Source organism: Acinetobacter sp. AHP123 (assembly GCF_023757925.1).
Lineage (GTDB): Bacteria > Pseudomonadota > Gammaproteobacteria > Pseudomonadales > Moraxellaceae > Acinetobacter > Acinetobacter oleivorans.
In genome coordinates this window covers 1,832,765-1,846,176 of sequence record NZ_CP092454.1, presented here as the reverse complement: position 1 = coordinate 1,846,176, position 13,412 = coordinate 1,832,765, and the positions used below count along the sequence as shown (strand labels likewise).

The window sequence follows — 13,412 nt, the reverse complement described above, 5'->3', positions numbered from 1 at the left end:
TTTACCACCACAAAGCAATAAGCCCGCTAACCCCAATGAAACCAACAACTGTACTAATCATAAGCGGTGTTAATGCTTTTTCATTTAATCCATAAGCTTGTCCAAAAATTCCGAAAGCAATCGGCATTGGTAAAGCAGCAATTAATGTTCCTGCGTAAAGCATCTCACGACTTACATTTGGAGTGATCAAAAAGAGAGAAAAAATAACAGATGGCATGAGGATAACTTTAAATATCGCCAACAAAATACTTTCTGTATTTACTGTTGTGATTCCAATACCCACTAAACTCCCACCAATTGCAAACAAAGCCAAAGGCGAAGCTGTACGTCCAAGTAGCTCTAGAGACTGATCAAGCGTTGTAGGAAGATTAACATCGAAAAGAATACATCCCATTCCAACCAAAATCGCGATAATGACAGGATTCTTGAGTAAGTTTAAAAAAGTCTGTTTTAAAAGCGGTAAAAGATTTTGTTGTTGATGTAAACCAGCTTCGGCCAGAATGAGCATCAGTGCCACAATCAATAAATTTTCAATGATGAGTGTTAAAGAAATATAAATCGCAGCATGATTACCTATCAACATGGTTAAAATAGCTGTTCCCATAAATCCAGTATTGGACATAGATGCGCCCATCGAAATAACGGCGCTATGAGTTAAACTATTTTTAAAATATTTTCGATAGAGAATAAAAGCTAAGAAAAATAAAATTAAAGACCCACCACCATAAGCAAGAAAATAAGCTGGGTGCCAAATGTCTTGTAAGCTTTTATTTGCTAATGAATGGATTAGAAAAGCCGGTAAGGAAATTTTAATTACAAATGCGCTAAGAGCCCTGATCTGTTCAGGTGTTACCAATTTGATGAGAACACAAACATAGCCCATCAATAGCAATATCAAGATAGGTAAAATAACCTGAAAAACCACTGACCATCCTCACTTAGCGAAAGAAAAATGGGCAAAGATAACTTTGCCCAATACAATTAAAAAGAGTTAAAAAGCTGCTTTAATCCATGAGGTTGGCAACGTAAATACTGAGGCGCAATTTTAACTTCTGCACCTAAAGCCGCTGCTGCATGCCAAGGCCATCTTGGGTCGTACAACATTGCACGAGCAAGACCAATAGCATCAGCTTGCTGGTTTTCCAAAATTTGTTCGGCATGTTCTGGTTCAGTAATTAACCCTACAGCAATGACTGGAATAGACACATGCTTTTTGACTTGTTCAGCAAATGGAACTTGGTAACCTGCCCCAATCGTAATAGATTGATGCTCGTGCAAACCACCACTAGACACATGCACATAGGCTGCACCCAATTGCTCTAAAGCTTTTGATAAACCCACTGTAGATTCAACATCCCAGTGCTCGATGCTCTCTAACCAATCAGTCGCAGAGAGTCTAACGCCAACTGGATAACCTTCAGGTACAGCCAATTTAATTGCCTGAAGTACCTCAAGAGTCATACGCATACGGTTTTCTAAAGAACCACCATATTCATCAGTACGCTGATTGGCAATTGGCGATAAGAATTGATGTAGTAAATAACCATGCGCAGCATGAACTTCAATCAGCTCAAACCCAGCTTCTACAGCACGTTTTGCAGCCGCTGCAAAGTTTTGTTGAACCTGTTTAATCTCAGCAATAGTCAAAGCATGGGGCGCTGCATCATGAACAGAAAAAGTACTTTCACTTGGTGCAACCGTTTGCCAACCATGAGGCTGATCTTTTGCAATCTGACCTTTACCTAACCATGGCTTTTCAGTAGATGCTTTACGCCCTGCATGTGCTAACTGAATTCCAAATGGCATTGGTGAAAGTGTATGAACCTTAGCTAACAACGCTTTGATTTGGTCACGTTGCCGATCATTCCAGAGCCCAAGGTCAGCATAGCTAATCCGACCTTCAGGTTGTACGGCAGTCGCCTCTACAATACAAAGCCCAGCGCCAGATAATGCATAATTCGCCCATTGCTGTTCATGCCAATAGGTAATTTCACCATCATCTGTTGCCGAATATTGGCACATCGGAGCAATTACAATTCTATTGACCAGTTGTAATGAACCAAAGTTAACCGTTTCAAATAATTTTGCCATTTTTAATTCCTAGAATTGCTTAATTACACGTAAACCTGCACTCCAGTTACGTCCATCCGCTGGTTCAAAGTAGCGCTTAGCAGGTATCATCTGACCGTTTACTCTAATTTGTGTGCTGTCATTTACGATGACTGAACCTGCATAGTTTTTATCAAAAAGATTATCTACACGAGCAAAACTAATTATTTTCCAATCATTCACCACCCATGCATAACCCACATTAGCTGAGGTTACACTGTAGCTTGGTGCTGCGTCACTGTTGGTATCATTCGCGTATACTTTATCCATATACTGTACATCTACCCCGCCATATAGACCATGCGATGGCTGCCAAGCCAAAGAAGCATAAGCTTGGTTTTTAGCAATTCCAGGAATGGCATTGCCTGAAGGAATTGCTGAAGCGAGAACTTTACCGTCTTTATCAAGCTTTTCAGGCACATTTGCATCAAAAGTAGCATCTAAATATGTATAGCTAGCAGTCGCTGTTAAGTCTCGCCACAACTTTTTATTCCATGCGAGCTCTACACCTTCACGTAAGGTTTTATCTGCATTACGGAATGTTGATCGGCCATTTGAGTTCCCTGCCGAAACGATGTCATCTTTGGTTTTAGTCTGGAACACAGCTAAAGTAAAATCACCTAAACGGTTTTGTGATTTTAAGCCTGTTTCATAGGTATCGCTTGTAGATGGTTTTAAATCAAAGTTAAAACCTGACTTTGAGTTATCAGCCTGATAAGCCATTTCAGTAAAAGTTGGCGTTTCAAATCCTTTGGCATAACTCACATAGGCCATCAGTTCAGGTAAAATTTGCCAGCTTAAAGCAGCCGAAGGTAAAACTTTATCGTAATCAGTCTTACCACTATCGTCGCCATTACTTAAATAGTTATCTTTAGATTTGTAATGGACATTGCTATAGCGAACACCCGTATCTAAACGCCAAGTTGGTAAGAACTTCCATGACGCTTGTAAATAGGGGTCGATATTCCACAAAGTATTGTCTTCATCACGGCGTAACTTACCTTTTACACCATAAATACCATCTGAACTAAAATTTTCAAAACCTTTACGATCTTCATCCATTGCATCAAGTGCAACACCAATACTTAGAGTAGTATTTGGAAGTAACTCTTTGCCCGTCCAGCGGAAATCAGCACCATAATAATTACGTTCAAAATCAATGACTCCTCCAGCCTGATTATCATTAGACTCTTGTGTTGATTTAGGAATAGATTGATATTGAGTGACTTGGCGATTACCTAAGTATGCCATGGCATAGAGTTCATTTTTATCATTAATCGGTTTAGACCACGTCACACCCGTTTGAGTTTGCTCAATGTCTTTACGAACTTTATAAGTATTATCCGCATCGTTAACTTGTTTAGGATTAGTTTTCCACTGTGCATATGATAAACCCTGTGGGTCGTCTGCATGGATTTTCACATAGTTAGTTATCCAGTTGATTTTGCTACCATCATTAAGATTCCAACTGAGCTTTGCATTATTTAATACTTTTTCTGCACCGCTATGTTCTCGGTAACCATCTGTGTCGAAATATGATGAACTAATAACATAGCTTGGTTCATTCGCACCCTTTGCCCCACCTTGTAGCACGAGTCCCGCTCGGCTTTTATCGTGGCTGCCTCCCGAATAACTCAGCTCAATTGAATCTTTTCCTTGCCCTTCTTTAGTAGAAGTTAAAATTGTCCCGCCAGATGAGTTTCCATATAGCGATGAAAAAGGTCCCGTTAGAACTTCAACATGATCCAAACTACTTAAATCGATATTAGACGTTTGACCCTGCCCATCAGGCATTGTTGCAGGAATACCGTCCACATACAGGCGAATGCCTCGAACCCCAAAAGTTGAACGTGCACCAAAACCACGCATAGATAACTGTAAATCTTGTGCATAATTTTCACGATTGCGAAGCTGTAAACTCGGTATACCCTTTACAACTTCGGTTAAATTTACTTGTGAAGAAGTATCGACTTGAGGTGCATCTATTCGAAAAACCGAAGCCGGCGTCTGCAAATAGGTGGTATCGGTACGGGTTGCTTCCACATGTAACGTTGGCAATACAGTCACGTCTTGGGTTAAGTCTTCTGCCCAAACAAGTGGGCTAGAAATGCAGCCCATACTCATTAAAATACAGTAGTGAAGTCGGTCTAAGCGTAATAAGGACATGCTTATTTCCTTTATTTATATTGTAGTTATCATAACAAAAAGCGGTGTCTTGTCTGGATATTGAATTCGATCTGCATTGTTGTAAATCTAGAACACTCTTCATCGATATCTAAAAATTGATTTCCAGATTAGAATTATCGACTCAAAGATGGATGGTCTTTCCAGCAATATCGTTCAGGCCAATCTTTTGCTTCTTCGGCATAATCAATTCCAATCCGTGGCGTCAATACCACTTCTGGCTGTATTGAAGCTGCTTCAATCCATAGCCCAGATTTTTCACCTAAGGTTTGACCTTTTAAAGTCCGATCAATACCCAAATAGCGTGTCAATTTTCCGGGTCCAGCTAGAAGCTTATATTCTTTTTTGGTTGAAGCACCATTTAAAAATGCAGAACGAATCATGACCCCTTCAGGGATGCCTTCTGTCTGAGTAATGAGATTGAGCATTTCATACATGCCATAAATTAAGTAGACATAAATCGTACCGCCAGAGCGATACATTACATCTGTTCGTGCTGTGCGCTTGTCATTGTAGCTATGGCAAGCTTTATCACGAACACCCAAATAAGCTTCTGTTTCACTAATTTTGCAACGGATAACTTGACCATCAGGTTGTCGTTTACATAATACGCAGCCAATTAAGTCATAAGCCACTTCTGAGGTTTCACGTTGAAACCAGCTTAATGGTAAAATATCTGACATAGTAATCTCTGAAATATTACATACCACACGTTATACTTGATTAATCCAGTATATCTGTTAATTCTGCGAGTTGGCATGCCTGAGTTACCCGAAGTCGAAACAACCAAAACCAGTTTATTTCCTCTATTGAATCAAAAAGTTCTAAGTGTTGAAGTACGTAATCCTAGCTTACGTTGGCCTATCCCCGATAATGTTCAAAAACTCGTTGGGCAACGTCTCATTGGATTAAATCGACGTTCAAAATATATTTTGGCAGAGTTTGAACAAGATCAAATGCTCTGGCATTTAGGCATGTCAGGTAGCTTTCGCCTATGCCAACCAAATGATGAGCTGAGAAAACATGATCATTTAATTATTCAATTTGAAGATCAGCAATTACGCTACCATGACCCGCGTCGTTTCGGTTGTATTCTTTGGCTTAATACGGAAACTCAAGGCAAACTCATTGACACTTTAGGACCTGAGCCTTTAAGTGCTGACTTTCATGCAGAATATTTAGCTTCCAAACTCAAGAATAAGGCTGTCGGCATAAAAATTGCACTCATGGATAATCATGTAGTCGTCGGTGTAGGCAATATCTATGCAACTGAAAGCTTATTTAATGTTGGCATTCACCCAGCACAACCTGCTGGTGATTTAAGCATGCAACAGATTGAAAAGTTGGTGGTTGAGATTAAACGAATTCTAAAGTCAGCAATTGATTTAGGTGGTTCGACTTTACGCGACTACAGCAATGCCATGGGTGAAAATGGTTATTTCCAGCAAACTCTACTTGCTTATGGTCGTGCTGGAGAAATGTGCATTAACTGTGAAACCACATTAGAAAACTTAAAACTTGGTCAACGTGCCAGCGTATTTTGCCCACAGTGCCAACCGCTTAAAAAGCTGAGAAAGCCTTAATTTTTTGGAGAAAGACAACATGCAAACAGCAATTGTCCGTCATATTTTAGTCAAAGATAAAGACTTAGCTGAGCAGCTAAAAAAGAAGTTACAAAATGGTGCCGACTTCGCAAAAATTGCCAAGCAATATTCCACCTGTAATTCGGCAAAACGTGGCGGTGAACTTGGCGAAGTCAAAAAAGGACAACTTGTGCCAGTCATCGACAAAGTTGTTTTTACAGCTGCTGAACGTGTGTTACAAGGTCCAATCAAAAGCCAGTTTGGCTATCATCTTTTAGAAGTTAAATTCCGAATGGGCAGCTTACGTTGATTCCATTATTTTAATTATTTTTTTCAGAAGTTTGAGCCTGTGCATTCAGTTGATATGTCCAGGCTTTAACACACTCACCCGACTCTAATTTCACATCAGCAATGACACGCTGGTATTGAAAACCTTCAAAGTCATCAAGCATTTGCCAGTTTTCAGCAAGTTTTTCTGTACTAAACAAATAGCCCTCGACCCAATCCGCTTGCGAATCTAACTCAAGCGCTTTTAAGCCTTTGTCAGGACCCCAATCTAAAATATGAATCACACCCTGCACACTAGCTTTTGTCCAGCTTCCACCAATCTGCTCTAAAATATGAACATTTGCTTTATTCGGACATAAAGTGCCATACACAAAAAGCTGATTCATTTATTTATATCCTTTTTACAATGTACGTAGTTGAGCCTATCGGTAGCCTGTCTATTTTATCAATATCTTTAGCCCAGTATAAAATACTAAGTAATAAAAAACGGCACTCTCGGTACCGTTTCCTATTAATTCAGAATATTGTTAAGCTTGCTTTTTCAACTCATCGCGAATTTCACGCAATAACTGAATATCTTCAGGAGTTGCAGCTGGAGCTTCTGGCTCATTCTTATCACGACGAAGTCTATTTAATAATTTCACCATTAAGAACACTACCCAAGCCAAAATTAGGAAGTTAATTAAAATGGTGAGGAAATTACCATAAGTTAAAACATTGATACCTGCTTTTTGCAAAGCATCTAAAGATTGCAGATTGGTAGGGTTGGATCCTAGCACAATAAATTTCTGCGAAAAATCAACACCACCACCAGTAATCACACTGATAATTGGCATGATAATATCTTTTACTAAAGAGTCCACGATTTTGCCAAAAGCACCACCAATAATCACACCAATGGCTAAATCCATCATATTGCCTTTAATGGCAAATTCTTTAAATTCTTGAATAATACTCATCTAAACATCTCCAGATGTCGGGGGCCGAAACACGTCATATTTTTCTTTTTCAATGGCATCTTATCGATTTAGATAGTACTCGCCATGATATTGATAATTTAATATTTTTATCAAAAAAAAGAAAACTATCTCACACTTTAACAACATATTCTCTGATAAGAAAAATATGATTTTAAGCTTAGTTTAATTTTAAATAGAACGATTAAAAAAACCGCTGATCGAAATCAGCGGTTTTTATCATCCGAAGATAAGAATAACTTATTTGTTACGCTTACGTTCGTTTTCAGTCAACCAGCGCTTACGGATACGGATTGACTTAGGTGTTACTTCAACTAATTCATCATCTTCAATGAACTCAAGCGCTTGTTCAAGCGTATATTCAATTGCAGGTACTAAAGTTAAAGCATCATCTGTACCAGAAGCACGTACGTTAGTTAACTGTTTAGCTTTAGTTGGGTTAACCACCATATCGTCTGAACGTGAGTTAATCCCTACGATCATACCTTCGTAAACTTCTAACTGTGGTTTAGCGAATAGACGACCACGGTCTTGCAAGCTGAACAATGCATAGCCAAGGCAAGTACCTTGAACCATAGAAATCAACACACCGTTTTGACGCTTCGCAACAGTACCTTGTTTCATCGGACCGTAGTGAGAGAAGCTTGAAGTCATGATTCCTGTACCAGAAGTCATGGTCAAGAATTCAGAACGGAAACCGATCAAACCACGTGAAGGTACAGTTGCTTCAATACGGATACGGCCTTTACCGTCAACTTCCATATTTGTCATTTCACCTTTACGGTTACCCATTTGTTCCATTACAGAACCTTGGTGCTGTTCTTCAACGTCAAATGTAACGTTTTCGTAAGGTTCTTGTTTTTCACCGTCAACTTCTTTCAAGATTACTTGTGGACGAGATACGCCCATTTCGAAACCTTCGCGACGCATGTTTTCAATTAAAACTGAAAGGTGAAGTTCACCACGACCAGATACTTTAAAACGGTCTGGACTGTCAGTGTCTTCTACACGTAATGCTACGTTGTGAATTAATTCGCGGTCTAAACGTTCACGGATGTTACGTGAAGTAACGAATTTACCTTCTTTACCTGCAAACGGCGAGTTGTTTACTTGGAAAGTCATTGTTACTGTAGGTTCATCTACAGACAATGGTGGTAAAGCTTCAACATTTTTCGGATCACAAATCGTGTCAGAAATATGAAGTTCATCAATACCTGTAATACATACGATATCGCCTGCTTGAGCAGAATCAACATCAACACGCTCTAGACCGTGGTAACCCATAATTTTTAAGATACGGCCGTTACGTGTCTTACCGTCTTTATCAATGACAGTTACAGGTGTATTTAAACCAATTGAACCACGTTGAATACGACCAACACCGATAACACCTACGAAGCTGTTATAGTCAAGTGAAGAGATCTGCATTTGGAATGGACCATCAGCATCAACTGCTGGTGGTTCAACAATGTCAACGATTGTTTGGAATAATGGCGTCATGTCGTCAGCCAATTCTTCTGGAGAAGGACCAGCAACACCACGTAAGCCAGATGCATAAACAACTGGGAAGTCTAGCTGTTCGTCAGAACCGCCAAGGTTGTCGAACAAGTCAAATACTTGGTCAATCACCCAGTCTGGACGCGCGCTTGGCTTGTCAACTTTGTTGATAATTACGATTGGTTTTAAACCACGAGCAAACGCTTTTTGAGTTACAAAGCGAGTTTGTGGCATTGGACCTTCTTGAGAGTCAACCAATAACAATACACAGTCAACCATCGACATTACACGTTCAACTTCACCACCGAAGTCGGCGTGTCCCGGGGTGTCGACGATATTAATACGGTATTCTGTATTCGTACGAGCATCGGTCCATTTAATTGCAGTGTTCTTTGCAAGAATGGTAATACCACGTTCACTTTCAATAGCGCCCGAATCCATGACACGCTCAATCTCACCAGCGCGATCACCAAGAGCACCTGATTGTTGAAGTAATTTATCGACAAGTGTGGTTTTCCCGTGGTCGACGTGGGCAATAATTGCAATATTGCGGAGATTTTTGATATCTGACATAGAATTCGATAAGCCTGAAACTTGAGGGCAAATTATACAGAAAAATTATAGATTTTAGTAGTGACAGTTTATTGACATTGACAAAAAAAATTTCCAATAGCCTGTATTTCGTTTTGTAAAGATAGTTATCTCGATTAGAATAGCGCCAATTTGCAAAATTGCGGCAGACCTACACCCATGTCCAATCAACACTCTCAAGACCATTTAGACCTTGTTTATGGTTTAAATGATCGACCAAAACCTTTGATCGCTTTTTTAGCAGCTTTCCAGCATTTGCTTGCGATTATTGTACCAATTGTTACACCTGGCCTTTTAATTTGCTTAGCTTTAGGCGTTTCACGCACTGAAACCAACATGATTTTATCGATGTCTTTGGTGATTTCGGGTATTGCTACATTTCTACAATGTAAAAAAGTTGGTCCGTTTGGTGCAGGTCTTCTTATTGTTCAAGGCACAAGTTTTAACTTTATTGGTCCTATTATTGGTATTGGTAGTGCAATGGTTGCCGCAGGAACACCAGTCAACCAAGTCATGGCTGCAATTTTCGGTGTAGTAATTGCTGGCTCCTTTATTGAAATGGGTGTTTCGCAAATTCTTCCATGGGTAAAAAGACTAATTACCCCTTTGGTGACAGGTATTGTTGTTTTATTAATTGGCTTAACGCTTATTAAAGAAGGCTTGATTAGTATGGGTGGTGGTTACCAGGCCATGCAAGATCATACTTTTGCAAGTGCAGACAACCTTATTATGTCATGTACCGTACTTGCGATTATTATTGTACTCAATCGTATTCGAGTGGTTTGGATTAAAAGCTCAGCTATTTTAATCGCGCTAGTGATTGGCTACATTCTTGCTGGATTTATGGGACATCTAGATTTCTCTAGTATTAAAGATGCACCCCTCGTACAAATTCCAACACCAATGCATTTTGGTTTGAGCTTCTCATGGGGCTTATTTATTCCAATGGCATTCATTTATTTGGTGACCTCTTTAGAAGCCATTGGTGATGTGACAGCAACCAGTAAACTTTCTAACCAACCCGTTAATGGTCCTGAATGGATGAAACGCATTAAAGGTGGTGTATTAGTGAATGGTGCAAACTCTTTACTCGCTGGATTATTTAACACTTTCCCAAGTTCTGTTTTCGCTCAAAATAATGGTGTAATTCAACTCACTGGCGTGGCTAGCCGCTATGTAGGTATCTGGATTGCTGGATTACTTATTTTATTAGGTCTATTTCCTGCGGTAGCTGGTGTTATACAAGCAGTTCCTCAAGCAGTTTTAGGCGGCGCTGTTATGGTGATGTTCGGTGCCGTGGCTGCATCAGGCATTAATATTCTTTCATCTATTCACCTGGACCGCCGAGCGCTATTAATTATTGCCATCTCACTTGCATTAGGTTTGGGTGTTGCTCAAGTTCCCCAAATTTTAGAGCATCTTCCAGAATTATTTAAAAATATTTTTAGCTCTGGCGTGGCAACTGGTGGTATAGCAGCATTAATTTTAAATGTTGTGCTTCCTGAAACGCATAAATAACTAACTTTTAATTTTGATTATTGCCCAGCTCCCACTGGGCATTCTTCTTCATGAGAGATGTACATGGATCCTAGAAGTGAAGTGGTATTAAGACAGCAAGACTATTTGAAAGGTAGTATCTTGTTAATTAATGCACCGAATGATGCCTTAGTCAGTCAATTACCAGCTGGAACTGATGCGTCAGTCTGGACGTGGAATTATGCAGATTACCAAGGCTTTGTTAATGCAGCCACGACAGCACATTTCTCAGTTGAGTTTCCATCACAAGAATTTAATCAGGCTATAATTTTTGTTCCAAAATCAAAAGAGCTTTTAAACTATATATTGCATGTGGTGATGAGCCATCTAAAAACTGACCAATCAGTTTTTTTAGTAGGTGAAAAAAAAGGTGGTGTTGAAAGAGCTGCCAAACAACTACAAAGCTTTGGCAAAATACTTAAACTTGATAGCGCTCGACATTGTCAGTTATGGCATTTAAAAATTGAGAAAACTGAAAAGCTCAAACCTCTTGAAAGCTGGTTAAAAACCTATACTGTTCAAGCAAATGGACATGAACTTAACATTTGTGCTCTACCAGGGGTTTTTAGTCAAAATCATCTAGATGTGGGAACTGCTGTTTTACTCCCTTATCTTAATCATGTGAAATCAGGTAGAATTGCCGACTTCGGGTGTGGTGCAGGAATTATCAGTTGCTATTTGGCAAAAATAAATTCAAGTAATATTATTCACGCCTTAGATATTGATGCTTTCGCTTTACGGTCAACGGAAATGACTTTTAGTCGAAATGGAATAGGTTCAGACCAGTTGAGATTGCAACCTGTTACAGGAATTGCAGACGCCCCAACAGAACTTGATGCCATTGTCAGTAATCCTCCCTTCCATCAAGGTATTCATACCAACTATGATGCAAGTGAAGGACTCTGCCAAAACGCTAAAAAACATTTAAAGGCATCAGGTGAGCTATGGATTGTAGCAAACCGTTTTTTAAACTATCCGATCTTAATTGAGAAGCACTTTGGTCAGTGCCAGATTAAAACTGATCTTCAAGGCTTTAAGGTGTTATATGCCTGTGCATAACAAACTATGTAAGGAATCTCCATGAGCGAAACACATGCTCCTGAAAAACTCCAGCGTAAGCTCGGGGCTCGTCATCTGAATATGATCGCCATTGGTGGTTCCATTGGTACAGGCCTCTTCCTTGCTTCTGGATCGACTATTGCAAATGCTGGCCCAGGTGGAGCGCTACTCGCCTATTCGCTTATTGGTATTATGATTTATTTCTTAATGACCAGTTTAGGTGAACTTGCAACCCATAATCCAACTTCTGGGGCTTTTTTTACATATGGTAGTCGTTATGTCGAAGAAGGCTTTGGCTTCGCTTTAGGTTGGAACTATTGGTATAACTGGGCAATTACAGTTGCATTCGAACTTGTTGCAGTTCAGTTTATTATGAAGTTCTGGTTCCCTGATATTCCAGGGTTCTATTGGAGTGCCCTGTTCCTTATTGTAATTTTTGCAATCAATGCCATGACGGTAAAAGGATTCGGCGAAAGCGAATTCTGGTTCTCAATGGTAAAAGTGATCGCAATCGTTGCCTTTATTATCATTGGCTTAGCCATGATCATTAAGATTATGCTAACGCCAGGTGTCGCAGCTTTTGGAAACTGGACCTATAAAGAAGCACCTTTTGTTGGTGGTTTACAGGCCATGATCGGTGTAGCAATGATTGCCGGATTCTCTTTCCAAGGGACTGAAATGGTGGGGGTTGCTGCTGGTGAATCTAAAGATCCAAAGAAAACGATTCCACTTGCAATCAAACAGATTTTCTGGCGAATCTTATTATTTTATATCTTATGTATCTTCATTATCGGCACGCTAATTGCCTATGATGACCCAAATTTATTACAAGCTGCTACCACTGAAAATATTGCACTTTCTCCGTTTACATTGCTCTATGAAAGAGTTGGCTTTGCTTTTGCAGCTGGTTTAATGAATGCTGTCATTCTTACTGCTATTTTGTCAGCAGGTAACTCAGGCATGTATTCATCAACTCGTATGTTATTTAAAATGGCTCAGGAAGGTCGTGCACCAAAGTGGTTTGCAAAACTTGATGGTCGTGGCGTTCCAATGAATGCACTATATGCCACCACATTTATCGCCGCTTTTTGTTTCTTGACAACGTTTATTGGGGAAAAACAAGTCTTTAACTGGCTACTTAATATGTCAGGGATGTGTGGTTTTATTGTCTGGCTGGGTATTGCCATTTCACACTATCGTTTCCGTAAAGGCTATATTGCCCAAGGGTATAAATTAGAAGATTTAGCTTACCGTGCCAAATTTTTCCCATTTGCCCCTTGGTTTGCCTTTATTCTCTGTTCAATCATCATTTTAGGGCAGAACTATCAAGCCATTTTAGGTGGAAAAATTGACTGGTTAGGCCTACTTTCAACTTATATTAGTTTGCCATTATTCTTAATTATTTGGTTAGGCTATAAGTGGAAAAATAAAACTAAACTGATCGCTTACGATCAAATGAATGTGAAGCCAGAGCAAGACTAAGAATCGGTAATTAAAAGTAAATCAAAGATCAAAAGCTTGATCTTTGATTAAAAAAGCGTAAAATGCCGTTCAGATTTTCAACGGCGCTTTTAAATAAGGAGGACAT

General features: G+C 39.5%; 12 protein-coding genes. 5 read left to right on the top strand and 7 right to left on the bottom strand.

Going from position 1 to position 13,412, the window contains the following annotated elements:
- Nucleotide 1 precedes the first annotated feature (1 nt).
- The 4 genes from MJX77_RS08920 to MJX77_RS08905 form a co-directional block, all read right to left on the bottom strand.
- Nucleotides 2–925, bottom strand: coding sequence for an AEC family transporter (locus tag MJX77_RS08920; RefSeq protein ID WP_252061233.1), 924 nt, complete (start codon nt 923–925; stop codon nt 2–4).
- Nucleotides 926–981: 56 nt separating this feature from the next.
- Complete coding sequence (locus tag MJX77_RS08915; protein ID WP_252061232.1) at nt 982–2,091, bottom strand: NADH:flavin oxidoreductase/NADH oxidase; 1,110 nt, start codon at nt 2,089–2,091, stop codon at nt 982–984.
- 9 nt (nt 2,092–2,100) lie between these two features.
- Nucleotides 2,101–4,275, bottom strand: a complete 2,175-nt coding sequence (locus MJX77_RS08910) for a TonB-dependent receptor family protein (RefSeq protein WP_252061231.1) — start codon at nt 4,273–4,275, stop codon at nt 2,101–2,103.
- A 134-nt stretch (nt 4,276–4,409) separates the two neighbouring features.
- On the bottom strand, nt 4,410–4,976 hold the full coding sequence (locus MJX77_RS08905; protein WP_252061230.1) for a DNA-3-methyladenine glycosylase: 567 nt from the start codon (nt 4,974–4,976) through the stop codon (nt 4,410–4,412).
- Nucleotides 4,977–5,051: 75 nt separating this feature from the next.
- Between MJX77_RS08905 and mutM the strand changes: the two genes are divergently transcribed.
- Nucleotides 5,052–5,876, top strand: a complete 825-nt coding sequence (gene mutM, locus MJX77_RS08900) for a bifunctional DNA-formamidopyrimidine glycosylase/DNA-(apurinic or apyrimidinic site) lyase (protein WP_252061229.1) — start codon at nt 5,052–5,054, stop codon at nt 5,874–5,876.
- Between the two features lie 19 nt (nt 5,877–5,895).
- Nucleotides 5,896–6,186, top strand: a complete 291-nt coding sequence (locus tag MJX77_RS08895) for a peptidylprolyl isomerase (RefSeq protein WP_005309756.1) — start codon at nt 5,896–5,898, stop codon at nt 6,184–6,186.
- A gap of 10 nt (nt 6,187–6,196) precedes the next feature.
- Here MJX77_RS08895 and MJX77_RS08890 read toward each other — a convergent pair whose 3' ends face one another.
- The 3 genes from MJX77_RS08890 to typA all read right to left on the bottom strand — a co-directional run bounded on the left by MJX77_RS08890 (nt 6,197) and on the right by typA (nt 9,211).
- Nucleotides 6,197–6,550 (bottom strand): gamma-glutamylcyclotransferase family protein, encoded by a 354-nt coding sequence (locus MJX77_RS08890; protein WP_252061228.1) that lies wholly within the window; start codon nt 6,548–6,550, stop codon nt 6,197–6,199.
- Nucleotides 6,551–6,691: 141 nt separating this feature from the next.
- On the bottom strand, nt 6,692–7,123 hold the full coding sequence (gene mscL / locus MJX77_RS08885; protein WP_107881246.1) for a large conductance mechanosensitive channel protein MscL: 432 nt from the start codon (nt 7,121–7,123) through the stop codon (nt 6,692–6,694).
- A 258-nt stretch (nt 7,124–7,381) separates the two neighbouring features.
- Nucleotides 7,382–9,211, bottom strand: a complete 1,830-nt coding sequence (gene typA / locus MJX77_RS08880) for a translational GTPase TypA (protein WP_004789229.1) — start codon at nt 9,209–9,211, stop codon at nt 7,382–7,384.
- Between the two features lie 177 nt (nt 9,212–9,388).
- Here typA and MJX77_RS08875 point away from each other — a divergent pair, with 177 nt between their 5' ends.
- From MJX77_RS08875 to MJX77_RS08865, 3 genes are all read left to right on the top strand, one after another.
- Complete coding sequence (locus MJX77_RS08875) at nt 9,389–10,747, top strand: uracil-xanthine permease family protein (RefSeq protein WP_049838089.1); 1,359 nt, start codon at nt 9,389–9,391, stop codon at nt 10,745–10,747.
- 63 nt (nt 10,748–10,810) lie between these two features.
- A complete protein-coding gene (locus MJX77_RS08870; RefSeq protein WP_252061227.1) occupies nt 10,811–11,824 on the top strand; it encodes a methyltransferase in 1,014 nt (337 codons plus the stop codon).
- A gap of 21 nt (nt 11,825–11,845) precedes the next feature.
- Nucleotides 11,846–13,306, top strand: coding sequence for an amino acid permease (locus MJX77_RS08865; RefSeq protein ID WP_151988990.1), 1,461 nt, complete (start codon nt 11,846–11,848; stop codon nt 13,304–13,306).
- The last annotated feature ends 106 nt before the right edge of the window (nt 13,307–13,412 follow it).